Annotated in this window: 26 protein-coding genes; 10 read left to right on the top strand and 16 right to left on the bottom strand. The window is 30.8% G+C overall.

Going from position 1 to position 23,216, the window contains the following annotated elements:
• Window positions 1-53: 53 nt before the first annotated feature.
• A complete protein-coding gene (locus WAF17_RS19615; RefSeq protein ID WP_338763437.1) occupies window positions 54-923 on the bottom strand; it encodes an N-acetylglucosamine kinase in 870 nt (289 codons plus the stop codon).
• Between the two features lie 94 nt (window positions 924-1,017).
• Between WAF17_RS19615 and WAF17_RS19610 the strand changes: the two genes are divergently transcribed.
• Genes WAF17_RS19610 through WAF17_RS19595 form a run of 4 tightly spaced genes read left to right on the top strand, consistent with a single transcriptional unit; the run spans window position 1,018 to window position 5,565 of the window.
• Complete coding sequence (locus WAF17_RS19610; protein WP_338763435.1) at window positions 1,018-2,907, top strand: AAA family ATPase; 1,890 nt, start codon at window positions 1,018-1,020, stop codon at window positions 2,905-2,907.
• A 52-nt stretch (window positions 2,908-2,959) separates the two neighbouring features.
• Window positions 2,960-4,018, top strand: coding sequence for a 5-methylcytosine-specific restriction endonuclease system specificity protein McrC (mcrC, locus tag WAF17_RS19605; protein WP_338763433.1), 1,059 nt, complete (start codon window positions 2,960-2,962; stop codon window positions 4,016-4,018).
• 14 nt (window positions 4,019-4,032) lie between these two features.
• Window positions 4,033-4,815, top strand: a complete 783-nt coding sequence (locus WAF17_RS19600; protein WP_338763430.1) for a hypothetical protein — start codon at window positions 4,033-4,035, stop codon at window positions 4,813-4,815.
• A gap of 12 nt (window positions 4,816-4,827) precedes the next feature.
• Complete coding sequence (locus tag WAF17_RS19595; protein ID WP_338763428.1) at window positions 4,828-5,565, top strand: protein phosphatase 2C domain-containing protein; 738 nt, start codon at window positions 4,828-4,830, stop codon at window positions 5,563-5,565.
• 3 nt (window positions 5,566-5,568) lie between these two features.
• On the opposite strand, the gene WAF17_RS19590 is transcribed toward WAF17_RS19595, so the two are convergent.
• Window positions 5,569-5,937: a hypothetical protein gene (locus WAF17_RS19590; protein ID WP_338763426.1), complete on the bottom strand. Its 369-nt coding sequence runs from the start codon at window positions 5,935-5,937 to the stop codon at window positions 5,569-5,571.
• 136 nt (window positions 5,938-6,073) lie between these two features.
• Here WAF17_RS19590 and WAF17_RS19585 point away from each other — a divergent pair, with 136 nt between their 5' ends.
• On the top strand, window positions 6,074-6,481 hold the full coding sequence (locus tag WAF17_RS19585) for a hypothetical protein (RefSeq protein ID WP_338763424.1): 408 nt from the start codon (window positions 6,074-6,076) through the stop codon (window positions 6,479-6,481).
• A gap of 3 nt (window positions 6,482-6,484) precedes the next feature.
• Here WAF17_RS19585 and WAF17_RS19580 read toward each other — a convergent pair whose 3' ends face one another.
• From WAF17_RS19580 to WAF17_RS19570, 3 genes are all read right to left on the bottom strand, one after another.
• Window positions 6,485-7,114 carry a hypothetical protein gene (locus tag WAF17_RS19580; RefSeq protein WP_338763422.1) on the bottom strand — a complete coding sequence of 210 codons (630 nt, stop codon included), beginning with the start codon at window positions 7,112-7,114 and terminating at the stop codon, window positions 6,485-6,487.
• Window positions 7,115-7,154: 40 nt separating this feature from the next.
• Window positions 7,155-8,198, bottom strand: a complete 1,044-nt coding sequence (locus WAF17_RS19575; RefSeq protein WP_338763419.1) for a quinone-dependent dihydroorotate dehydrogenase — start codon at window positions 8,196-8,198, stop codon at window positions 7,155-7,157.
• Window positions 8,199-8,358: 160 nt separating this feature from the next.
• Window positions 8,359-8,973, bottom strand: a complete 615-nt coding sequence (locus WAF17_RS19570; RefSeq protein ID WP_338763416.1) for a hypothetical protein — start codon at window positions 8,971-8,973, stop codon at window positions 8,359-8,361.
• A 311-nt stretch (window positions 8,974-9,284) separates the two neighbouring features.
• Between WAF17_RS19570 and WAF17_RS19565 the strand changes: the two genes are divergently transcribed.
• Together WAF17_RS19565 and folE are read left to right on the top strand one after the other, a co-directional pair.
• Window positions 9,285-9,692, top strand: coding sequence for a 6-carboxytetrahydropterin synthase (locus WAF17_RS19565; RefSeq protein WP_338763414.1), 408 nt, complete (start codon window positions 9,285-9,287; stop codon window positions 9,690-9,692).
• Complete coding sequence (gene folE / locus WAF17_RS19560) at window positions 9,655-10,440, top strand: GTP cyclohydrolase I FolE (protein ID WP_338763412.1); 786 nt, start codon at window positions 9,655-9,657, stop codon at window positions 10,438-10,440. Before WAF17_RS19565 ends, folE begins: the two co-directional genes overlap by 38 nt.
• 88 nt (window positions 10,441-10,528) lie before the next feature.
• Here the strand turns inward: folE and WAF17_RS19555 are convergent, their stop codons facing one another.
• From WAF17_RS19555 to WAF17_RS19505, 11 genes are all read right to left on the bottom strand, one after another.
• Window positions 10,529-11,116, bottom strand: coding sequence for a T9SS type A sorting domain-containing protein (locus WAF17_RS19555; protein ID WP_338763410.1), 588 nt, complete (start codon window positions 11,114-11,116; stop codon window positions 10,529-10,531).
• A gap of 489 nt (window positions 11,117-11,605) precedes the next feature.
• A complete protein-coding gene (crcB, locus tag WAF17_RS19550; protein WP_338763408.1) occupies window positions 11,606-11,995 on the bottom strand; it encodes a fluoride efflux transporter CrcB in 390 nt (129 codons plus the stop codon).
• 11 nt (window positions 11,996-12,006) lie between these two features.
• On the bottom strand, window positions 12,007-12,612 hold the full coding sequence (locus WAF17_RS19545) for a hypothetical protein (RefSeq protein ID WP_338763405.1): 606 nt from the start codon (window positions 12,610-12,612) through the stop codon (window positions 12,007-12,009).
• A gap of 119 nt (window positions 12,613-12,731) precedes the next feature.
• Window positions 12,732-13,667 (bottom strand): ATP synthase F1 subunit gamma, encoded by a 936-nt coding sequence (gene atpG / locus WAF17_RS19540; RefSeq protein WP_338763402.1) that lies wholly within the window; start codon window positions 13,665-13,667, stop codon window positions 12,732-12,734.
• A 167-nt stretch (window positions 13,668-13,834) separates the two neighbouring features.
• The gene (gene atpA, locus WAF17_RS19535) at window positions 13,835-15,430 is read right to left on the bottom strand and encodes a F0F1 ATP synthase subunit alpha (RefSeq protein ID WP_338763399.1); all 1,596 of its coding nucleotides are present in this window, start codon (window positions 15,428-15,430) and stop codon (window positions 13,835-13,837) included.
• Between the two features lie 166 nt (window positions 15,431-15,596).
• A complete protein-coding gene (gene atpH / locus WAF17_RS19530; protein ID WP_338763397.1) occupies window positions 15,597-16,133 on the bottom strand; it encodes an ATP synthase F1 subunit delta in 537 nt (178 codons plus the stop codon).
• 50 nt (window positions 16,134-16,183) lie between these two features.
• Window positions 16,184-16,693, bottom strand: coding sequence for a F0F1 ATP synthase subunit B (atpF, locus tag WAF17_RS19525; RefSeq protein ID WP_338763395.1), 510 nt, complete (start codon window positions 16,691-16,693; stop codon window positions 16,184-16,186).
• A gap of 202 nt (window positions 16,694-16,895) precedes the next feature.
• Window positions 16,896-17,162, bottom strand: coding sequence for an ATP synthase F0 subunit C (gene atpE / locus WAF17_RS19520; RefSeq protein WP_291725959.1), 267 nt, complete (start codon window positions 17,160-17,162; stop codon window positions 16,896-16,898).
• Between the two features lie 248 nt (window positions 17,163-17,410).
• Window positions 17,411-18,571, bottom strand: a complete 1,161-nt coding sequence (gene atpB, locus WAF17_RS19515; RefSeq protein WP_338763385.1) for a F0F1 ATP synthase subunit A — start codon at window positions 18,569-18,571, stop codon at window positions 17,411-17,413.
• A gap of 107 nt (window positions 18,572-18,678) precedes the next feature.
• Entirely contained in the window at window positions 18,679-19,101 is a 423-nt protein-coding gene (locus WAF17_RS19510) for a hypothetical protein (protein ID WP_338763382.1), read from the bottom strand.
• 162 nt (window positions 19,102-19,263) lie between these two features.
• The gene (locus tag WAF17_RS19505; RefSeq protein WP_338763380.1) at window positions 19,264-20,181 is read right to left on the bottom strand and encodes an Rpn family recombination-promoting nuclease/putative transposase; all 918 of its coding nucleotides are present in this window, start codon (window positions 20,179-20,181) and stop codon (window positions 19,264-19,266) included.
• Window positions 20,182-20,427: 246 nt separating this feature from the next.
• Here WAF17_RS19505 and WAF17_RS19500 point away from each other — a divergent pair, with 246 nt between their 5' ends.
• From WAF17_RS19500 to WAF17_RS19490, 3 genes are all read left to right on the top strand, one after another.
• Window positions 20,428-21,339, top strand: a complete 912-nt coding sequence (locus WAF17_RS19500; RefSeq protein ID WP_338763378.1) for a TIGR01777 family oxidoreductase — start codon at window positions 20,428-20,430, stop codon at window positions 21,337-21,339.
• Window positions 21,340-21,404: 65 nt separating this feature from the next.
• Window positions 21,405-22,310, top strand: a complete 906-nt coding sequence (locus tag WAF17_RS19495; RefSeq protein WP_338763375.1) for a hypothetical protein — start codon at window positions 21,405-21,407, stop codon at window positions 22,308-22,310.
• A 6-nt stretch (window positions 22,311-22,316) separates the two neighbouring features.
• Complete coding sequence (locus WAF17_RS19490) at window positions 22,317-23,201, top strand: hypothetical protein (RefSeq protein WP_338763373.1); 885 nt, start codon at window positions 22,317-22,319, stop codon at window positions 23,199-23,201.
• Window positions 23,202-23,216 lie beyond the last annotated feature (15 nt).

Here is a 23,216-nt window from a genome sequence, read left to right as displayed (position 1 = left end):
TGCTACTAATAAGCTAACGGATTTAATTTAAAATAGTATAACAAAATTCACTTTTAATCTAATAATCCCTCAATCGGACTTTTAACAACTCTAGCCAAGTTACCATTACGATTTTCAATTCGTTCTTTCAAAATACCTTCAAAATAATAAGCTACCGAACCAACAGCATAAAAATTAAGATTCAAATCCTTAAATTCTTCTTCTATTCTACCTAAAAACTCATCAAAGCAGTTCTCTATTAAATTTCTAATGAAAGAATTATCTTTATTCCGATGTAGAAAAGGAACAAAAGAGGCAAAAAACTCATTCGGTTTTGGCTCTTGATAGGCTTTTTTCAAAACAATTTCTCTATCTAATTTATACTCTTCGAAAAACAAATTATGAATGTCTTTTGGCAGACGTTTATACAAAAAATCAGTTACTAATTTTTTTCCTAAAAAGCCTCCACTTCCTTCATCACCGAGCCAAAAACCTAAGTTTATCAGTTCTTGTTTTATTTCGCTTCCATCATACAAACACGCATTTGAGCCTGTTCCCAAAATCAAAATAATTCCTTTTCTATTTTCTGAATCGTCATACACCGAACGAGCAGCACCCAAGAGGTCGTGAGCAACTTCTATTCTTTTAGCCTGTGGAAAAAGTGTTTTTAAGGCAGAATAAACAATTTTTCGGTTGGCTTCCGTAGAAGAACCTGCACCATAAAACTGAATTTCATTTACTTTGTATAAATATTCCTCTAAATATTCAGTAATTTCATTTTGCTGGTAAGATTGATTGACAAATTCTTTTCCTTCGGCTATCATCTGTTCAGTCGTCAAGAAATAGGGATTCCAACCTCCAGATTTCCAGCGTATAATTTTTCCTTCTTCAGTTTTTAATGCCCAATCAGTTTTGGTAGAGCCACTATCTGCGTAAAGTATCATTTTTTGGGTTTCGTTTGGCTATTTTTTGTAAGTTTATAATTTCAAATTTAGATAAAAATTTTGTGTTCTTTAGAATGCGCTATAAGCTATATTTATGCAATCACAGAAAAAAAATAATCGTAATTATTACAAAGTAGATATTGATTCTTTAGATAATAATTGGGAGTATTATCTTGAAAATAGTTTTATAGAAATGAAATATGCAGTGAAAAAAGCTAGTCATTTACCTTCTTCTTACGGAGCTGGGTTAGATTACAATCATAGGTTTGCGCTATTTGCAAAGTGTAAAATAGGAGATGTTATCTTTGCTGCAAAAGGCTTCAATTTTTGTTTGGGAATAGGAATTATTACAAGTGAAGTATTAGATAGTTATGATATAGGAGCTTACAAAAATCATCCTATGTATAAAGCCAGAAAAATAGAATGGATTACAGATAAACCCTTTGAGCATTCTAAATTTTCTGCTAATGGTAAGAAGGAGTATTTATTTTCTAATGACAGGTTTGTAAGTGCTAGAAAGTATAACCTTGTACTAGAACAGTATTTATTAAAAAACCCAGAACTTGCCGAAACTTTTGAAAAATATAATTTACCAGTAGATATAGATATAGTTCAAACTTTAGACGAACAAAACGAATACGAAGAGCAAAAACAGGAAATAGAAAACGAAAATTATTGGTGGCTCAATGCAAATCCTAAAATTTGGAGTATTAGTGAAAGTAAAGTAGGAGAAACACAAACCTACACAGCTCTCACAGACAAAGGACACAAGCGAAATACCTACAAAAACTTTGAAAATGTAAGAAAGAAAGACATCGTTTTGGGCTATGAAAGTACGCCAACCAAGCAAATAAAAGCAATTTATCAAATTACAAAACCTCTGCACGAAATAGGAGACGATAAAATAATTGAATTTAAGCTCATCGAAAAACTAGAAGTTCCGATAAGTTGGAAGGAGCTAAAAAATAATGAAGATTTGAAAGATTGTGCTGTTTTGCGTAATAATCAAGGGAGTTTGTTTGAAGTAAGTAAGAAGGATTATCAGATTATTAGGGCAATTATAGAAGAAAAAGAAGATGAGGAAAGGCAAATTGCAAAGAAGCAAGTCATCAAAAAGTATGACTTCAAAACAGATGAAGAAAAGCCATTTATTAGTGAAGAGCAGTTTTTTGAAACGGTAGAAATTTTGAAAAGAAAGAAAAATATCATCTTACAAGGTGCAGCAGGTGTAGGGAAAACGTTTATTGCTCGTAAACTTGCTTATCAAATTATGGGACAGACCAATAATCTCAATATAGAAATGGTACAGTTTCATCAGTCGTATAGTTATGAAGATTTCATACAAGGATTGCGTCCCAATAAAACAGGAGGTTTTGAAGTACAGAATGGTGTTTTTTATGATTTTTGTAAGAAAGCTCAAGCCCACCCAGAACGCAGTTTCTTCTTTATCATTGATGAGATAAACAGAGGAAATTTGAGCAAAATTTTTGGCGAACTAATGATGCTTATTGAAGCCGATAAGCGAGAAGAAAAGTTTGCTCTAAAACTGACCTATTCAGAAGACGAGAATGAAACGTTTTATGTTCCTAAAAATCTGTATCTTATCGGAACGATGAATACGGCTGACCGTTCACTTGCTATGGTAGATTATGCGCTTCGTAGGCGTTTTGCTTTTATTAGTCTAAAGCCAGATTTTGGAGAGAAGTTTAAAGAATTTTTAGCTCAAAAAGGAATTTCTAAAGAACTTATCAATCATATTTCAAATGCTATTCAGAGAATAAATAATGAAATAGCATCAGATATGAATTTGGGAGAAGGTTTTCAGATTGGACACAGTTATTTTTGTGATTATGAAAAGGAAACACAAAAAGAAAATAAATGGTTTAACCAAGTTATTCAGTTTGAAATACAACCACTTTTAGAAGAAATCTGGTTTGATAATTTGGAGAAAGTGGAGGAGATGATGAAGGTATTGCACAATTAATTCTGCTGTCTTATCAATTCGTAATTTTTAATTCGTAATTCGTAATTTTTTTATGCTAATCCCAATAAAAAATATTTACTATTTGCTGTGTTATGCGTGGAACAAGCTAGATGAAAGCAAACAAATAAAAGTTGATGTTGAAGAGAAAACAGAGCTTTTAGATTTGTTTGCAAAAGTATTAATTAACGCTACAAAAGTGCTTTTAAAACGTGGAATTGATAGAGATTACATCGAAAATGTGCAGGAAATAAATGCTGTAAAAGGAAAATTACAAGTAAGTCAGACACTAAAACAAAACCTTTTAGTAAAGCAAAAAACGCTTTGTGGTTTTGATGATTTTTCGTTTAATATTCTTCAAAATCAAATTCTGCTTTCTACTGTTCAAAGGCTTATCAAAACAAAGAATTTAGATAGAAAACTGAAAACAGAACTTATTTTTTTGCAAAGAAAACTTCCTAAAACGATAGAAAAGATTGAACTCAAAAGTTCTCTCTTCTCTCAAATCAAAATTCATAGAAATAATCGGTTTTATGGGTTTGTAATGAATGTTTGTCAGATTATTTATGAAAATACGTTGCCCTCTGAAAATAAAAACGAACTAGGAAACTATACTTTTTCCGATTTTACAAGAGATGAACGAAAAATGAATCAACTTTTTGAGGCTTTTATTCGTAATTTCTATAAAATAGAACAGACAAAATTTACAACGGTAAAAGCAGAAATTATAAAATGGAATTTTGAAAAGATTGAAAACAACTTATCTGATACTACTTTTTTACCACAAATGAAAACGGATATTTCATTAGAAAATGAAACCGAAAAAATAATTATTGATGCCAAATATTATCAAAATACAATGGCTATAAATTATAAAAAAGAGAAAATATTTTCAGCTAATTTATATCAATTATTCAGTTATTTATTGAATCAAGAAGACAACAGCGAGAAGACTACAACAGCAAAAGGAATTTTACTTTATCCGACCATAGAAAAAGAATATAATTTAGATTATCAATTCAAAAAGCATCAAATTCAGATAAAAACACTAAATTTGAATGCCGATTGGAGAGAAATTGAAAAGAGGTTGAAAGAGATTATTGAAACCAATTAAAATAAAAACCCAAAATGAAGTTTGTATTATTTGTCCTTTTATCTCTTGCTTTTATGGCTTGTAATCCAAAAAATAAAACAACGAACTCTGTAAAATCTGAAAGTCAAGAAAATGACTTTCTATTTGCTGTAAAAATGGAGAATGAAGACAAAGAACCTAAAAAAAATCTAAGTGATAGAGAACAGAAATATAATGAACCTCAGAAAAAAGAGGTAAACAAAATACTTGAAAATGATTCTGTTTTCATTGTAAAGTTTGAGAAGCTAGATATCAAATTTATTTCTTCTGATATTGATAATAAAGGAGAAGATTTTGAAAAGATTTACACAGATTCTATTAAAATTAATTTAGGGCTTGGAGAAAATTTTAAAAATAAGACTTTTGAGATTATTCAAAAACATTCTTCTATTGCAAATGTAGAGGTATTTGAAAGTTACCAAACTAGTATGGGTGTTTCTGATGAAGGAGCACATCTTGATTTATTGAATTGGAAGCATTTTAACTCAGAATGGCAGAAATTAATTATAAATAAAAACTCGTTTGTTTCTAAAGAATATTCTAGAAAGGAATCTGAATTATTTCCAAAAGTAACTACAAAGCAAATTTTAGAAGCTGTTAGGATTGAATATGGAAGCGAAAAAAATAAATTTACAGAACGAGCTAAAAATTGTAAAGATGCAAATGATTATCCTTGTTCTGTTATGATTAATCAATTTAATTTTAAAATTGTTGTAACAGATAAAAATGGAAGTAAAACGAATTATTTTATATTGATAAACTTGCCAATGGGTTGTTAGGAAATACTAGAAATGAAAATATACACCACACTACAAATCGGAGAGTTTCACACCAATTACTGCGAAGATTTTTTGATAAAAGAACAACTCGCTTCTAATCAAATCTTGATTGCCGTTTTAGATGGTTGTACGATGGGAACAGAGTCTGTTTTTGCTTCTATTTTATATGGTAAAACCCTTAGAAAAATAGCTAAAAATAAGTTTTATGAAGAGTTTGTCTCAAAGGAAAATCAAGAATCAGATTTGCAATCAAAACTTAAAACTATACTTCAAGAACTTATAGAGGATACAAAGGAAATAAAGAACAAATTAGGTTTAGAAACAAACGAACTACTTTCTACGCTTATCTTGGGAATTATTGATACAAAAAATTATAAAGCTGAAATTATAACAATAGGCGACGGACTCATTTGTGTAGATGGAAAGCTTACAGAATATGAGCAGAATAACACACCAGATTACTTAGGCTACCATCTGACAGAAAATTTTGAAGAGTTTTATAAGAATCAACAACAAAAACTCTCTCTTTTTAATTTTTCAGACTTATCAATTTGTACGGATGGAATATTTACATTCAAAAATTTAGAAAATAAAAATCATCAAAAAAGTGAATCTGAAATAATTGATTATCTTTTAATAGACAATCAAGAATCAAAGTTTGATAATTTTTTGGATAGAAAAATTAGAAACTTAAAGAAAATCAATCACGTAGTTACAGATGATTTGGCTATTATTCGTATCAAAAAATAACTATTAATTTCTATTTTTTATCGAATCGTTAGTTGTATTCTCTTCAATATTTTCTCTTATGTCAGCAATTTTTTGCAGTAAATATTTCTTCGTTTCTGCATCAGTAACATTATTCAAAGCCATATCATAAAGCGTTTGAGCTTGTTTAAAGTCTTTTACAAAGTAAAAACTATCTGCTTTTTTAATAAGCAAACCTTCCAGTTTATTTTTATTTCTTTTTTGTGGATTTTCAGTTTTTTCTTCATATACTTTTACTGTTGAATAGTCTTCATTTGTTTCTTGTGCATCTTTTTGAGAAGTACAGGAAGAATACAGAATAATATAAAACACAAAAAGTAATTGTAGAATTTTTTGAAAAATGCTAGATTTCATATGTTTTTTCATAAAAATACAGTCAAACTGAAGTTTAAAAGTGTAATTTGTGAAAATAAATTTAATAAATTCAATTTATTTGGTAAAAAGAAATCACTTTTTTATAAAAAAGATACTCAACCTCAAAAAAAAAAGTATGGAAAATAAAACTCCTTTAGGCAAACGAATTATGAATCTTGCCAATCAGCTCAATAATAAAATTTATGAGCTTTTGTACAAAACTGAAAGTAGCACAATTGAAATACATGCACAATTACAAAAATGGTTTGATGAATATGTTTCTCAATTTGTAGAAATGGGAAAACAAAAAGAAGCTTTATCTAAAGAAGAGCGTGAAAAAGTAGATAATGATATTATGCAAGAATATTTCAAATTAGACCAAGAAAGGCATAATGCTATTTACATAAAAAAACACGAAGAACTTTATGAAACAAGTGAAGACACAGCTAACCTTCTTCTAAAATTCAATATTATTACACAATATAGTGATTTTGCATTACTCAAAAAACAGAATCCAAAAGAAGCTGAACGGTTGGGGTTGTAAAAACTAAGAAACATAACATTCTAGTTCCTTCAAGGCTGTCCAAAGCCCTAATTTTTTGGTTTTATCAGAATGAAGAGCTACGAAATTATGTGAAATAACCCACGTAATGGCTTTTATTTTGGTTGGCTTGTAGAGTTCAAATTCATGTGGAACACCCAAGTTTTTTGTATCAACTCCAAAACTGACCACCGAATTAGGTTTTAGTTTTTTGTATATATCCAAAAAGGTTGCCTTTGTCTTTGACATATTTACGATAGCAACATCATTTAAAGAAAGTTGTCCTGCTGCCAAAATTCCTGTCAGAAGTTTGCTATCAACTTCTTTTAGGTTTTCTTGCTCCGTTTCTTTTATCAAAATCAAGAAGTTTTTACGATTTTTACCAAAAAAAGAAAAACCTGTATCTAACCCCTTTTCACTTTGCTTTTCAGAATTATTTGATTTAATCTGTTTTATCTCTTCTTTTAATGTTCTTGTTGTAGGTTCTTGATATTGTGAAGCTTGATTGGTTTGGCTTGTTTCACTTTCTTGTGAATTTGTTTCAATTTCCCATTCTGGTTTTACTGCATCGATATAATATAGATTTTCAGTAAAAACATAAGGCAAAAAATCGTATTCTTGTTCTTGTGTATCCATAATTTTCAACCATCAATGAGGCGTTGCCGTCGTTGAGGATTTATTTAGTTAATAAAATTTCTTTATTTATTTTACTTATAAGCTCCCAACCTTCATAAACAAATCCTGTGTAGAGTTGTATCAAAGATGCACCTGCTTCTAATTTTTCTAGTGCGTCTTTTGGGCTATGGATTCCTCCCACTCCAATAATTGGAAAAGCTGCATTTGACTTTTGATGAAGATAAGCAATTACTTCTGTACTCCTGTTTTTTAATGGTTTTCCACTTAGTCCTCCATTTCCCAAACTCTCTACTTTTTGAGATTCTGTTTTTAAGTTTTCTCGGCTGATGGTTGTATTTGTGGCTATTATTCCTGCTAGCTTTGTTTCTTTAGCTATTTCTATAATATCATCAAGTTGAGAATTAGTAAGGTCTGGTGCAATTTTGAGAAGTAACGGTTTTGGTTCTTGTTTTTCTTGATTACGATTTTGAAGGGTTTGTAAGAGTTCTGTAAGTGGTTTTTTTTCTTGTAACTCTCTCAAATTTGGCGTATTTGGCGAACTTACATTAACAACAAAATAATCTACGTAATCAAAGAGCACATCAAAACAAATCAAATAATCGTTTGTAGCTTCTTCATTTGGTGTAATTTTATTTTTTCCAATATTTCCACCAATAATAATATTAGCCTTATTTGCTTTATTTTTTCTAACCTCCTTTAGTCTATCAATAGCAATTTCTACGCCTTCGTTATTGAATCCCATTCTATTAATAAGTGCATTGTCTTCTTTTAAGCGAAACAAACGAGGTTTTTCGTTTCCATCTTGTGGCTTTGGTGTCAGCGTTCCTATTTCTATAAACCCAAAACCGAGCTGGTCTAGTTCTTCAATCCATTTCGCATTTTTATCAAAACCTGCTGCCAAACCGACAGGGTTTTTGAATTTTAATCCAAAAACTTCTCTTTCTAATCGTTTATCTGAATTTATGGGATTGGTTACAATAGATTTACCTCCTATCTTTAGAAGCGTTTGTAATCCTGTAATCGCTGTGTAATGTGCTTTTTCAGCATCAAGTTTGAAAAAAAGAGGGCGCAAAAGTGAATACATAGGAACAATTATGGATTAAAAATTACGGATTACGAAATAAATATTCAGCGTAGCTAATTTAAACACCTAACTATCAATCAATTTATTTGATTTCTACTCCATAAATAGAATTATTGTGAAATTTTGGTTTTACAAAAATACGATTTTTTACTATAAATCCTTATTTCAAAATCTTCTCTATGAGTTCTTCGAAAGGTAAAGCATCAAGAAAAAGTCTGTCTGAATAAATATTTGCTAAAAGACGAATAAAACTAGGTTCTCCATCAATTTGGATATGTTCTATCAAAATATTTCCATAAAATTGAGGAAGCTGTCCATCTGTTTTTAGTTCTGTTTCTACTTCGTTATTTGTTCCATAAACAGGTTTTAAATAATGCTTTTCTATCGTTTCGACATAATTTACTCGCTCATAATGCGCTCTATCAGATGTATAAAGTTTGTAAGGGTAAGGAAGCTGTAGAATAGATTCTTTCAATTTATCAAATAAAAAACGAAACTGCTTACTACTCATCGCATTCGTATAAGTAATTGCGATTCCATTCGAAGCTGCAGAAGCAAACAAATGAACATCAATATCTTGAGAAGACAATCCTTGTTTTTTTGCGTGATAAGATTCGTGAATTCTTGCAAACCAATACCTTGCATCACCACTTGAAGTCCAAATCTGAAATTCTAGCTTGTCTTTTTCAGACCTTTTTAGATTTTCTTTTATCAAAGGAATTGTTTTATTTCGTTTGGGAAATAGTTTTTTGAATATACCGTCTAAAAAATCCATAATTCACACACCTTTTAAATAAAAATAAAATCTAAAAATCATTTCTTGTTTAAGAATTTTGTATTTGTTGTTATCACTAAATCAAAACATTAGTAAATACAGTAATTCCTTAAACAACTTTACTATTAAAGATATTTGATTTACTATTTGTTCCAATTTTTCTAATAAAATATTTCATAAAAGTAGTTTTTTTTCAAAACAAAACTTCTCACAAAGTCCTTATCTGATTTGATAGCCAATTAATTAAATTAAAAAATACAACATTTTAATTATTGTTATCCTTCTTATTTCAAAAATAGTATATAAAAATTATGCGTGTTTCCGTTTTTAGAAAAGAACATTTCAATGCAGCTCACCGTTTAAATAACCCAAGCTGGTCAGATGAAAAAAATCAAGAAATATTTGGTAAATGTAATAACCAATATTATCACGGTCATAATTACAACCTTATCGTACAAGTAACGGGTGAAATTGACCCAGAAACAGGATATGTTGTAGATATGAAATGGCTAAGTGATTTGATAAAAGAAAATATTGCAGACCGTTTTGACCATAAAAATCTTAATTTAGAGATTCCAGAGTTCAAAGAATTAAATCCAAGTGCTGAAAACATTGCAGTTGTGATTTACAATATTTTACGCCCAAAACTTAATTCAAACTTAGACTTAAAAATCAAACTTTATGAAACTGAACGGAACTTCGTCGAATGCCCTGCCTAAGATAAATGGCATTCATAACCACGACAAACAAGTGAGTCAAACCTCTATTACTAACAAGAAAAATAACGTGAAAAATATAAGTGAAAAGACAAAAATAGAACACGAAGAAAAATTACAAATCATTGGTGAAAACCACATTGCTACTTCAATCGCCACACCTTTACGAAAAGATGCCTTTGAGCTTGATGATGATACAAAAGTAGAAAAAATAGCAGAACACTTTAAAGAAATAATGGACATTTTGGGACTTGACCTAACAGATGACAGTTTGCAAGGAACACCAAAAAGAGTTGCCAAAATGTATGTAAAGGAAATTTTTAAGGGATTGAATCCTGAAAATAAACCAGCTACAAAAATGTTTGATAATAAGTTTGGTTATAATCAACTTTTAGTAGAAAAAGATATTAGTTTTCATTCACATTGTGAGCATCACTTTGTTCCAATTCATGGAAAAGCACACATTGCTTATATTTCAAATAATGGAGTTGTAGGGCTTTCAAAGTTACATAGAATTGTAGATTATTTTGCTCGTCGTCCACAAGTACAAGAGAGACTGACCAATCAGATTGGGGAAGAATTAAAGAAAATGTTAGATACAGAAGATATAGCTGTTGTGTTGGATGCTGCTCACATGTGCGTATCTATGCGAGGAATAAAAGACCAAACTAGCACTACAATTACAAGTTTTTATAGTGGAAAATTTAATGAAGAAGCTACTCGTAGTGAGTTTTTGAAGTATATTCAATAGTTTATTTATTTACGTTTTTGCATAAAAAAAGCAACCTGTATAAATATAAAGGTTGCTTTTTTTTATGAACGATAAGTTATGGCTTTGATTAGTTGATAACATAAGTCTCATAAAAAGATTTATCTTGTCCAATAACCTGTAAAAAATATATTCCTTTTTCTAAATTATCAAGGCTAACTGTACATTTTACGTTTTCTGACGTAACTATTTTTTCCTTCAAAATATTTCCCTCTTCATCAGTAAGAGTTACCGTAACTGTGCCTATGTTATTTTTAATATTTGCAATAGCTTTCTTATCGCTAGTTTTCGGTGCAAAGTCAGCTATAAATTCATTTTTTATACTGTTTTTTACAGTTACTTCTCTTTTTTCATTATACGTTTTTCCTTTCAGAATTACAGTATAAGTTCCATTTACTTTGAGGTCATAAGTGCGCTCAATGCTTTCTTTTTTCCCAAGAGATTCTGAATACAACAAGCCTAAGTTTTTATCATAAATCTTTACTTCTAAGTTTTCTTGCTTAACATTTTCAAATGTTAGTACAAACTTTGTAGTATTAGGAATTACTTTAATGATAGTTGCTCTATCGTTTTCTCCTAGCAAACTGCTTGTTGCAAAAGAGTTGAATGAAAAAGTAAGAGCAAAAATAACAGCGAAGATTGATTTTGATAATTTCATAGTTGGTTGTGATTTGGAGTAGTGGTATAAACTAAATACTTTATAAAATAAAAAGTAATAAAAGCATATTAAAAGATTTAAAAATAAAAGCTTTTTTATTTGTGTTTCTTTCGTTGCTTATAGTTATCCTAACGTCTTCTTCCACCATAGGTTACAGCTTTCAACTTCTCTTCAGTACATATTTCTTTTAACTAAAAAAGATGCAACCCCAAATATAAATCACTAAAAATCATTTTTTACAAAATATTATTTTGTTTAAAATAAAAAAGCATTTATATAATTTTTATATTAAATCATTTTATGTTAAAACCTATCTCAGCTAAAAACATAAATCGTAATAAATCATAAGAACAAAATAGTATGCAACCCTACCCCTAAAACAAAATAAAATTCTGTAAGAAACCATTAAACAAAATTTTATTCTTTAAACACCTTTTTATACAAGGTTGTCATTTTTATACTTTTTTACTTATTAAAAAAACATAAATTCTATTTTAAAAAATTTATCAGCCAAAATCCAATAGTAATTCCAATAAAACCTAGAATTATGTTAGAAAAAGTATATACAAATGCTATTTGATAGTTTTGAGCTTGAATGAGTTTGAAGGTTTCTAAGTTTAATGTAGAGAACGTACTGAACCCACCACAAAAACCTGTCATAAATAAAGCTGCAAAGATTTTTTCACTTTCCTGTCTAGCTTCACCTAAGTAATTTGCTAAAGCTCCTAAAATAATACAAGCTAAAAAATTAGTAACAAAAGTAGCCGTTGGAAAGTCAGTAGAAGGAGTAGTAATCCATTTAGAAAACAGAAAGCGACCAATTGAACCCAGTCCACCACCAATAAAAACTAGAAATAATGATAATGTAGAGATATTCATAAGAGTAAATTCTATTCTAATGTTGTAAGCATAAATGGGAGAGTTTTTTCAATGACTTTATACTGATTATCGTTCTTCTCAACTTGATAAAGTATAGTTTCCTTTGCCAATCCTTTTCTAATTAATAAAGTTTCAGATTTGATTATACTTCCTGCCACAACGTAATTTAGCTTTATGATACTGTCATTTTTTGAGTATTTTCCTCTAGAAAATTCTGTACCCATAAAATTATTTTGTATAAACAAATATGTACTGTCTTGTCGTAACTCTAAGTGAGAACTTGCTAAGTCACTGATATGAGAAAATTTCATAACAACAAGTGAGCTATCCACCTTTTTAATCTTTGAATAATTAATGACAGTATATAGACAAAAACCTGTTATCAAAAATGTAATGAAAACATAGTATAATTTTCCTCTATTTCTCTTTGTGATAGCTTGATAAATAATCACTCCTACCATAAAGAGAAAACCCAAACCTAATAAGGTTAAACCAAAATAGTCAAAAATACTTATCTCATTAAGAGTATCAGATAAACAGTCATTAAAAGTGCCTCCTAAAGAAAGTAGCAAAAAGAATTCTATTATCATATCACGAATATTCTCTATCTTATTCATATCTAAAAGGTAAAGTTTTATTTTATAAAATAAAAAAACCGTCTGAAATATCATAAATTTCAAACGGTTTTTCTGTATTTAACTAATAATTAATCGTTCACAATTAATCATTAAAATTATTACCCTTGCTCTAATGCTTCTGCACCACCAACAATTTCCAAAATCTCTTTTGTAATGTTGGCTTGTCTTGCACGGTTATAGCTCAATTTCAATTCTTTCAATAGCTCTCCAGCATTTTCTGTTGCTTTATCCATCGCTGTCATACGTGCGCCTTGTTCGGCTGCGTTTGATTCTAGGATTTTGCTATAAAACTGCGTTTTGAGAGATTGAGGAATAAGGTCAGCCAAAATTTCTTTCTTATCTGGCTCAAATACATAATCTACATTTGCAGAAAATTCTTCTTTTTTAATCAATGATGGTTTTGCTGATGTTTTCTCTTCTACTTTTTCAGTAGGAGGAGCAATCGGTAAAAATTGTTCTACACGTACAATCTGTGTAGCAACATTTTTAAATTCGTTATAAACAATCTCTACTTTATCATAATTTCCTTTCACAAATTCGTCCATTGCATATTCTGCTGCCAAACGAACATAGTCGAAAGTAAGTTCTTTTTGAGAAAAAATATCTGAATAATCAGTTACAGACTTCATATTACGACGACGAACATAATCTAAAGCACGTTTTCCGATAGGCATAACTGTTACGTTTCCTAAAGAATTCTGACGGCTATAGTTTTTATTAATCAAACCTTGCATCGCACGAAGAACATAAGTGTTAAATGCTCCACAAAGTCCTTTATCAGATGTAATAGTTACAACCAATATTTTTTCTTCTGCACGAACTTGGCTGTACTCGCTTTCAAAATCATCTCCAACAAGAGAAGCTGTTACATTTTGCAAAATTTGACTCAATTTTTGAGCGTAAGGACGCATCTGCATCATACGATTTTGAGCTCGGCGCAACTTTGCAGCAGCTACCATTTTCATTGCTTTTGTAATCTGTTGTGTGGATTTTACAGATACAATCCTTCCACGAACTTCTTTTAAATTTGCCATAATATGTTTTGAAGGCTATTCTTAAAGTAATACAGACTTCCTAGTCTGTACAAAAACCATTTTTTTATTTGAAAGCTGTGTTCTGAATATAATTTATACAGAACACAGCAATTAATAACATTTTACTATTTCCAAACAGACTAGAAAGTCTGTTATACAGAATTAAATTATGCTTTTGCAGTTGCTACGTTATATGTCTTAGCTACTTCTTTCGCTACTTTTGCAAGAACATCAGTTTGTTCTGGTGTATATTTTCCTGCACGAAGCTCATCTAACGTTTTTCTATGATTCTGTTCCAAAATGCTAAGATAATTTTGCTCATAATCTTTCATTTTTTCAGTAGGAACATTATCAGTAATACCATTTGTAGTAGCATAAATGATAGCAACTTGTTTCTCTACTTCTACTGGAGAGAATTGTTTTTGTTTCAACATTTCCGTATTTCTACGTCCACGCTCAATAACAAGTTTAGTAGCTGCATCAAGGTCAGAACCAAATTTTGCAAATGCTTCTAGCTCTCTAAATTGCGCTTGGTCTAGTTTCAATGTACCAGAAACTTTCTTCATTGATTTAATCTGTGCCGAACCACCTACACGAGATACCGAAATACCTACGTTAATTGCTGGACGAATACCAGAGTTAAATAAGTTAGTTTCTAAGAATATCTGACCATCTGTAATCGAAATTACGTTAGTCGGGATATATGCCGAAACGTCACCTGCTTGTGTTTCAATGATTGGAAGTGCTGTAAGTGAACCTCCACCTTTTACGATACCTGCTTCTTTCAAAGAGGCTGGAATATCATTCATTCCTTGAGCAATTTTATCATCATTGATAACTTTTGCAGCACGTTCTAAAAGACGAGAATGAAGATAAAATACATCCCCTGGATATGCTTCACGCCCTGGAGGACGACGAAGTAAAAGAGAAACTTCACGGTAAGCAACAGCTTGTTTTGATAAGTCATCATAAACTACCAAAGCAGGACGACCAGTATCACGGAAAAATTCTCCGATTGCAGCACCAGCAAATGGCGCAAAAAATTGCATTGGAGCAGGGTCAGCAGCCGAAGCTGAAACAATAACTGTATAAGCCATAGCTCCATAACGCTCTAAAGAAGCAACAATACCAGCAACCGTAGATGCTTTTTGACCGATTGCTACATAGATACAGAAAACTGGCTCTCCTTTGTCATAAAATTCTTTTTGATTGATAATTGCATCAATCGCTACAGCAGTTTTACCTGTCTGACGGTCACCAATGATAAGCTCACGCTGACCACGACCAATTGGAATCATCGCATCAATCGCTTTGATACCTGTTTGAAGAGGCTCTGTTACTGGCTCACGATAAATTACACCTGGTGCTTTGCGCTCAAGTGGCATTTCATAAAGATCTCCTTCAATAGGACCTTTACCATCAATAGGGTTTCCTAGTGTATCAACTACACGTCCTACCATTCCATTACCTACTTTTAGTGATGCAATACGTCCAGTAGTTTTGACAGAATCGCCTTCGCCTACATTAGTATAATCTCCAAAGAGTACAGCTCCTACATTATCTTCTTCAAGGTTCAAGACCATTCCAGTCAAGCCATTATTGAATTCGATAAGCTCTCCAGCACGAGCATTTGAGAGTCCGTAGATACGAGCAACACCATCACCTACTTGAAGTACAGTTCCTACTTCTTCGAGTTGAGCGTCTGTTTTTGCATTAGAGAGTTGTTCTCTTAGAATTGCTGAAACTTCATCAGGTCTGACCATTTATTTGTGAGTTTAACAGTTACGATTGAATTTTTATTTTTTTGTTCTTTTCAGAATAGATTGCAAAGGTACAAAATATTTTCTAACAAACCATTGACAAGGTCAAGACCATTATCAAGGTAAATATCAATGAAGTTATATCATCATTGATGAATTTTATATTTTGTTATTTTACTAACGATTGTTCTAACTTTTGAAGACGAGTTTTGACAGAATCATCAATTTGCTTTCCTTCAAAGTTTAAGATAAAGCCTCCAATAAGGCTTTTATCTACTTTTTCTTTTAATTCTACACTTTCTTTACTTGAGAGTTTGCGTACTTTCTCTTTAAAAGAATTACGTAAATCTTCTGTAAGCTCAAAAGGAGTAATTACTTCTGCCATTCCAATTTCTTTTTTAGAATTATAAAGTAAGTGAAATTGTTTTGCAGTTTCAAATAAGTCTGCTTCACGTCCTTTCTTAACAACTAGTGTAAAAAATTTCTTAGTCAAGTCATTGCTACTTCCAAAAAGAGAATTGAGAATAGATAACTTTTTTGAAGAGTTGATAATCGGACTTTTGAGTGCAAGTTCTAACTCTCTGCTTTCTTCAACAGTTTCTTTGATACTTACCATATCATTATGCACCTCTTCTAAAATAGAGTGTTCATTGGCTAAATCAAAAACTGACTTGGCATAACGAGAAGCAACACGAATATCTGACATATTTTTTTTTAGTTTATTCTTTATAGAAAATTAAAATGAATTGTAAAAGATTAATTTACTTTAATATCATTCAAATAAGTTTCTACAAGTTGTTTTTGAGCAGAGTCATTAGCTAATTGTTCTTTCACTAATTTTTCAGCAATCTCTAAAGAAAGTTTGGCAACTTGATTTTTAACATCAGCCATAGCATTTTGCTTTTGTGAATCAATCTCACGTTTTGCATCTTCCAAAATACGGTTATATTCAGCAGTTGCTTTTTCACGAGCATCTTCTTCCATTTTAGAAGCAACTTGACGAGTTTCTTTCATCATTTGCTCACGCTCAACACGTCCTTCTTGACGAATTTTTTCAATTTCATTTTCCAAGTCTGCCTTTGCCATACGAGCAGCTTCAGCAGCTTTGAGAGCCTCTTCAATAGAACGCTCACGGTCTGAAAGAGCTTTTGTAATAGTAGGCCAAACAAACTTGCCCAAAATAAGAACAAGCAAGATAAAGATTAGTCCTGTCCAAAAAATAAGACCAACATTAGGCGTAATAAGTGGATTGAGTTGGAGAAGCATAATGATTAAATATATAAGGTATAAATTAAATTCTTTGTTTTATTGTTATTTGTAAAATACAAATAACAGAATATCTTTTTTATCTGATACTTTAAAATGTCAGACAGTTAAATTGAAATACTGATAAATTTCTTTTTATAATATTAGATTATTAAAACGAAGTAGCAACAACTAATTTGTTACTACTTCATTTTTATATTTCTTACTTCCAGCCACCGATAAGGAATGAAACTACGATAGCAAAAAGAGCTGCACCTTCAATAAGTGCTGCTGCAATAATCATTGCAGTTTGGATTTGACCTAATTTCTCAGGCTGACGAGCCATTGCTTCCATAGCACGACCACCAACTTGACCAATACCAAGACCAGCACCCAAAACAGCTAAACCAGCACCAAGACCACCACCGATAGCAGCATAAGCAGAATAATCAGCAACGGCTTGTAATAACATAGCGATAAATGCGAACATAAAATCTAAATTTAAGAGAGTATAAAAAGAAAATTAACTATATAAAATGAATACAAATGCTTAAATAAAACCTACCGTTTTAAAATAATTGTCTTGTATTCTGAAATTTATCCGAAAATAAAGGTAGAAGTTAGAAATTAGATTTTAGAAGTAATACAATAATTAATTACAGTTCAAATCTACTATCTTTCTTCTTTTGAAATAGTCAGCTTTATAATTTACAGTAATTGTATTTAACTGATAACTGACTAATGATGGTCATCTGCAATAGCTTGACCAATAAAAAGAGCCGTAAGAAGCGTAAAGATATACGCTTGTAAGAGCGCAACAAATAACTCTAAACACATCATAGCAAAAACAAAAGGAACAATAGGAACACCCAAAATATAATTTTTGAAGATGAATATAATACCGATAAGTGCTAAAATAATTGTGTGTCCTGCTGTGATATTAGCAAAAAGACGAATCATAAGAGCGATTGGCTTAGTAAAAATCCCAATAATCTCTACTGGAATCATTATTAAAAGAAGTGGAATTGGCACACCTGGCATTGCAAAGATGTGTTTCCAATAATGCTTATTTCCTGAAAAGTTTGTGATAAGAAGCGTAAGAGCAGCCAAAGTAAGGGTAAAAGCAATATTCCCAGAAGTATTTGCACCTGTTGGAAGTAATCCTAAAAGGTTATTGAACCAAATAAAGAAAAACAATGTCAATAGATACGGAAAATATTTTTTGTATTTATGCTCTCCAATGTTTGGAATAGCCAAATCATCACGAAGATAAACAATGATAGGCTCAAAGAATGATTGCATTCCTTTTGGTGCTTGTCCTTCACGTTTTTTATATGCACCTGCAATACTGAAACCAACAATAAGAAGTAAAATTGCTGCTATCATCATTGAAGCTACATTTTTTGTAATTGATAAATCAAGAGGGTGAATATCTTCTAAGATTTTACCATTATTATCTACTACTTTTACGTGTTCGTGGTCTAGTATATAGTTATAATCTCCTTTTGTTACTACTGGACGTAAGTTATCATCACTAGAATCCTCTGTTGTAATTATATTTTTCATTGGAGCATGATGAAACTCTCCAGAAGAGAATACATCAAGTTGTCCATTTGTATAAACAATGATGGGAAGAGGAAGCGAAACGTGGTGTTCTTTACCATCTTCTCCTATGTTCGTATAAAAATGCCATTCGTGAGCATCAAGAATGTGATGATTAATCATTTCTGTAATATTGAACTTATCATCCTCAATTACATTTTGAATCTCTGTATTGGTTTGTTCTTCATTCCCTTCTTGTGCAAACGCAGAAAAAGTAAAAATTGAAAACAAAACACTCAAAAAGGTAATTTTTAAGCAGTTGTTGAGATTGATGAAAGGTAAAATGTTATTCTTCACTTGATTCCGTATTAGTGTAATTTATAATTTACGCTGAAAATTAATTTCTTTTTATCTAAACCTAAATTGAACTAGAAACGTATAAAAACGTTAATAACATTTATGGCTTATTCTGAGTCTTGTTCTGAATTGCGCTGCAAGTTAGGTAACAATGCACGAATTTCAAACAATAAATAACCAAAATATAAAAAAAGCATCACAAAAGCCATACTTACCACTCCTTCGCTACTTATCATCACATAGGCAAGTAGAGCAGAAGCACAAAAAAGCATTCTTACCATTTTGGAAACCATCATAGCATAACCAAAATTAGCACTTCCCAAAAAACGTAAGGTTATCATTCCTGTAACCCAGTACAAAAGTGTAATTCCAATATAAACGCCCCACGTTTGAGAGATATAATATTGAGTTACAAAGAACTGAAAAACAAGCATACAAAGAAGCATTACAAGCGCAAAACCTCCAAACTGAAGATGGTACGAACGAGTAATTTTTTTCTTAGTAGATTCTGATAGGTTATTTTCAGACACTTTTCTAGAAGCTTTTTAGGTACTTTTTAAAGACATTGATTTTTCAAGGCTTACCCTTAATTTGGGTGCAAAAGTACAGACTATAATCTTTAAAAGCAAGGATTTTTTTAAAGTATTTTGCTCAAAGTTTATTTAGATAGCCTTATATTGATTCCATTCTTCTTATGTATTTAATGATTTGGCTATTCTTTGTACTTCTTCAATAGAAAGTCCTGTATTTTCTGCTATCATTTTTTCAGACAACCCACTTCGAAGGAGGTTTTTAGTAATTTCTATTGCTTTTTCTTGCTTTCCTTCCTTTTTGCCTTCCTTTTTGCCTTTTTTTTCGGCTTCCTCTTTTGCTGTGTCAATCACATTTTTTATATCTCTATAATTTTTCAAACTATCTTCATATGCCATTCTTTCTTGTTTATCAAACATTGCAATTTCAGCAGTTTCGAAAACTTTATCAAAAATATGCTCTTCTAAAGCAGCAGGTCGGTTTTGAAAGCGTTGTAAGTTGCGAATGATGTAAAACCATTTATCTTCTATCGTTTCTAACTCGCCTTCTTCTTTTACAAAAAGAGGAATATGAATTTGAACATATGTTAGTTTATCATAAAAAATTTCATTCGTTTCGATATCCATTAATTTAGCTGTTTTCTTAACCGATTTATTCTCCTTTATTTCCTGTTTTTTAGTAGCGTAAGAATTATTACCAATCAAAAAGTCTAAAATAGAAACCGTATAGACAGCCTTCAAATCAAAATTCCAATCTCCTCTTATAGCTTGTTCTTGAATTGGAAAAGTAGAGTAAAAAATAGTCCTTTCCTTAAAATATTTTTGTCTTGCCTTCTGTAATTCTACTATAAACTTTTCGCCCTTTTCATTTTCACAATAAACATCATAAACCACCTTTCTATCAATTTCTGAATGTCCTATGTGTTCGGTTTTGAGATATGTAAGGTGAGTTATTTGTACTTCTTTTGGTAAAATTGCATTCAAAAAGTTAATCAAAATATCAGCATTCACTTCTGAACCAAACAGTTTTTTGAAACCAAAATCAGTAAATGGATTTAGATATTTTTCTTTTGTGGACATAATTTTAAGACAATTACGGATTACGGATTAAAAATTACGACCTAATTTGATTAAATTATCAGTATGAAGGTAGTAGTTTATCTAATTTTTATTCCTTTGATAATTTTTAGTAGAAAATAACTACTTGTAAATTTACAAATTAAAAGGATAACTTGTTTAGAAAAACTCAAAACGTTTTTCAAAAATTAGAGTTAAGTATTTTATTAAATCATTTTTACAACTACATTTTTTGATTCTATTTATTTTATGAAAAAAATATTGATTACAGGAGGTTCTGGACTTGTCGGAAGTCGCCTTACCGAACTTTTATTAGCAAGTGGAAATTATGAAGTCATGCATCTTAGCCGTTCTGGAGGTCATATTCCAGGGGTTACGGTCTATGAATGGGACGTAGAAGCAGGAGAAATGGAAGAAGAAGCTATCCAAAAAGCTGATTGTGTCATTCATTTGGCAGGAACTGGTATTATGGAAAAGGCGTGGATTGATTCTCAAAAAGAAAAAATAATGGAAAGCCGAACCCTTTCAACGGCTCTTTTGGTAGAAAAACTGACTGTTTTAGACCATCACGTCAAAACCTATATTGGTGCGTCTGCGATTGGTTATTATGGAATTGAAGAGAGTGATAAAACAACTTTAAAACACGAAGAAGATGCAGCAGGAAGTGATTTTTTGGCGCAAGTTTGTGTAGAATGGGAAAAAGAACACGCAAAAATTCCTTCAAACCTTCGTTCTTCTATTATTCGTATCGGAATTGTTTTGAGCGATAAAGGTGGCGCACTTGTAGAGATGGCAAAACCTGTAAAAGCGTGGGCTGGTGCTGCTTTGGGAGATGGAAATCAAGTCGTTTCGTGGATTCATATCGACGACCTTTGTAGAATTTTTATAAAAGCTATTGAAGATGAGAAAATGCAAGGAACTTTCAATGCTGTTGCTCCAAATCCTGTAACTAATGCAGAACTGACACGTATTATTGCAAATTCTTTAGATAAACCATTGTTTTTGCCAAACGTCCCCGAACCTGCTATGTATTTGCTTTTAGGGCAGCAAGCAGAATCGGTTTTGAGAAGTATAAAAGCAAGTGAAGATAAAATAGTAAAAGCAGGTTTTGAATTTGATTTTGTAGATGCTCAAAAGGCTGTTGATGATTTTTATAAGTAGAGTTTAAACCCTAAGGGTCTTCGAAGACCCTTAGGGTTTTCTTATGATTAAACGATTTTTAGCCCATGAAAAAACGAACTATAAATAAATCTACACTTCTTTTGGCTTTCTTGGCTGTGGCTTTTTGGTGTTTTTATTTTTGGCAAGAAAATGAAAATGAAAAGTTTATTGAGGAAACTCAAAACCTTGCTATTGAAGCAAGTGATATAAAAAGTGGTGTCATTTATTATGATAACCTTTCTTTTTTAGAAGAAGTCAAACGTAGTTTTATAGATTCAGCAAGACATTCTGTAAAACATAGTAATTTTGACCCAAAGGAGAAACTGTATTATTCTATTCCTAAAAATTATCAACTTTATTTAGAAGCTGTAAATGATTTTGAAAGAGAAGCCTCCCTACATCATATAAAAAATTCAAAGTATTTATTCAATAAACACACAAAACAAGACTACATAAATACAATAAAATCTCATTTAGAAGGTTTACAAAATCAATCTGCACCTTTTGCTACTATTCCTAAAGTAAACTGGGAAGAAAAAGATAACTTCAAAATTTGGCTAGATTTATACAAACAGCGTAAAGAAATAATTCAAATAGCTGATTCTATTTTCACAGCAAACAAAAAGCAGTTTCCAACCTCTTATTCATCTAACCATTTTGAAGGCTATTCTACGCTTATTCCAAATTATGAAAATCAAAAAATGACAATAAAGGTATTCTATTTTCAATCTGATACACAGTATCGAACTGAATATCAAAAAGAACGAATAGATGAAAATAATCCTTACAATCAATCTTTTACTTTTGAAGATTCTGTATATTTTACATTAGAAAAATCAAAAACCTATCACGTTCTTTCTTCTCTAGGAGATACAACTTTGCGACCTAAATTCTTATTTGATGACGGACAATTTCATTACTCTAAAACTTCTGAATATGATATTGATTTCAAAATTATACCTAAAAAGTAATTTTTTATGCTTACTAAAATTATAAATACTGTATTGATTGCTGCCATCATTGCTGCTTCGCTTCTGACAGCGAAAAATTATTTTAACTTAGAAGAATTACGAGTTATAAATGAAGAGAGTAAAAGCTATATTTTGAATTCTTCATCTAAGTTAGCAGAAAAAGAAAATAAGTATTTTGATGCCTATATAGCTCGGTCAGGTTATTTAATAGCCAATAAAAATTCTTTTTCAGAAATAGGTAAAAAATTTACTTCTAAAAGAGAAATAGCTTTTTATGAAAAATACAAAGAAACATATAGAACATTAAAGCCATTGGATTCTATTATCAAAAACATTTTTTTATCAAAGAATTGGAAGGAGAGTAAATCAAAAATTCAAGAAGTATTTGCAAAAGTTGGTCAATTAGATGATTCGCTAAAACAGTATTTAGTGATACAAAACTTAGGAGGTATTTTCAAAAAAAATGTTATTTCATTTGAAGAACAGAAAAAAGTCATATCTGTATCTATAAATATTAAATCAATTTTGAGGTCACGAATAGGAGAATGTCAATGTATTGATCCTAATTATTCGTTTATGGGAATTCCATCGAAAAAAGTCGCATTTTTGGGAGATACAATTTCTGTAGACTGGATTAATTATTATAGAGGTCATGTTTTTATAAACCAAACCTATAACATAAAATCAAATTATGATAAATTTCATGTATTAGAAACATCTTATGATGGTTGTGGATTTTGTGATATACAAGCAGAATCAATTCTCCTACAAGAATACCAAATCCCCTTCTCCGAAATAGAAAAGGGTGAAAAATGGCGAAGTGTATTCTATTTTAGAAATGATAAGTTAGAACAAGATTCTGTTGTTTTGGAAAGAGAATTGGAATTTTAAGAATTTTATGTTAAT

Origin of the sequence: Bernardetia sp. ABR2-2B, from assembly GCF_037126435.1 — a bacterium.
In the GTDB taxonomy this organism is placed as follows: Bacteria; Bacteroidota; Bacteroidia; order Cytophagales; family Bernardetiaceae; genus Bernardetia.
Note: the sequence above shows the minus strand (reverse complement) of the source record. Positions and strands in the feature narration are given on the sequence as shown.

Coding starts and splice junctions, on each gene's coding strand:
- atpE (WP_291725959.1), bottom strand. CDS start 17,162: ATGTTCGCATTTATCGCTATGTTATTACAAGCCGTTGCTGATTATTCT.
- WAF17_RS19615 (WP_338763437.1), bottom strand. CDS start 923: ATGATACTTTACGCAGATAGTGGCTCTACCAAAACTGATTGGGCATTA.
- WAF17_RS19610 (WP_338763435.1), top strand. CDS start 1,018: ATGCAATCACAGAAAAAAAATAATCGTAATTATTACAAAGTAGATATT.
- folE (WP_338763412.1), top strand. CDS start 9,655: ATGAAACTGAACGGAACTTCGTCGAATGCCCTGCCTAAGATAAATGGC.
- WAF17_RS19545 (WP_338763405.1), bottom strand. CDS start 12,612: ATGAATAAGATAGAGAATATTCGTGATATGATAATAGAATTCTTTTTG.
- WAF17_RS19590 (WP_338763426.1), bottom strand. CDS start 5,937: ATGAAATCTAGCATTTTTCAAAAAATTCTACAATTACTTTTTGTGTTT.
- WAF17_RS19555 (WP_338763410.1), bottom strand. CDS start 11,116: ATGAAATTATCAAAATCAATCTTCGCTGTTATTTTTGCTCTTACTTTT.
- WAF17_RS19505 (WP_338763380.1), bottom strand. CDS start 20,181: ATGTCCACAAAAGAAAAATATCTAAATCCATTTACTGATTTTGGTTTC.
- WAF17_RS19585 (WP_338763424.1), top strand. CDS start 6,074: ATGGAAAATAAAACTCCTTTAGGCAAACGAATTATGAATCTTGCCAAT.
- WAF17_RS19595 (WP_338763428.1), top strand. CDS start 4,828: ATGAAAATATACACCACACTACAAATCGGAGAGTTTCACACCAATTAC.
- mcrC (WP_338763433.1), top strand. CDS start 2,960: ATGCTAATCCCAATAAAAAATATTTACTATTTGCTGTGTTATGCGTGG.
- atpF (WP_338763395.1), bottom strand. CDS start 16,693: ATGCTTCTCCAACTCAATCCACTTATTACGCCTAATGTTGGTCTTATT.
- atpG (WP_338763402.1), bottom strand. CDS start 13,667: ATGGCAAATTTAAAAGAAGTTCGTGGAAGGATTGTATCTGTAAAATCC.
- WAF17_RS19490 (WP_338763373.1), top strand. CDS start 22,317: ATGCTTACTAAAATTATAAATACTGTATTGATTGCTGCCATCATTGCT.
- WAF17_RS19575 (WP_338763419.1), bottom strand. CDS start 8,198: ATGTATTCACTTTTGCGCCCTCTTTTTTTCAAACTTGATGCTGAAAAA.
- WAF17_RS19600 (WP_338763430.1), top strand. CDS start 4,033: ATGAAGTTTGTATTATTTGTCCTTTTATCTCTTGCTTTTATGGCTTGT.
- atpH (WP_338763397.1), bottom strand. CDS start 16,133: ATGTCAGATATTCGTGTTGCTTCTCGTTATGCCAAGTCAGTTTTTGAT.
- crcB (WP_338763408.1), bottom strand. CDS start 11,995: ATGAATATCTCTACATTATCATTATTTCTAGTTTTTATTGGTGGTGGA.
- WAF17_RS19580 (WP_338763422.1), bottom strand. CDS start 7,114: ATGGATACACAAGAACAAGAATACGATTTTTTGCCTTATGTTTTTACT.
- WAF17_RS19500 (WP_338763378.1), top strand. CDS start 20,428: ATGAAAAAAATATTGATTACAGGAGGTTCTGGACTTGTCGGAAGTCGC.
- WAF17_RS19565 (WP_338763414.1), top strand. CDS start 9,285: ATGCGTGTTTCCGTTTTTAGAAAAGAACATTTCAATGCAGCTCACCGT.
- atpA (WP_338763399.1), bottom strand. CDS start 15,430: ATGGTCAGACCTGATGAAGTTTCAGCAATTCTAAGAGAACAACTCTCT.
- WAF17_RS19570 (WP_338763416.1), bottom strand. CDS start 8,973: ATGGATTTTTTAGACGGTATATTCAAAAAACTATTTCCCAAACGAAAT.
- WAF17_RS19495 (WP_338763375.1), top strand. CDS start 21,405: ATGAAAAAACGAACTATAAATAAATCTACACTTCTTTTGGCTTTCTTG.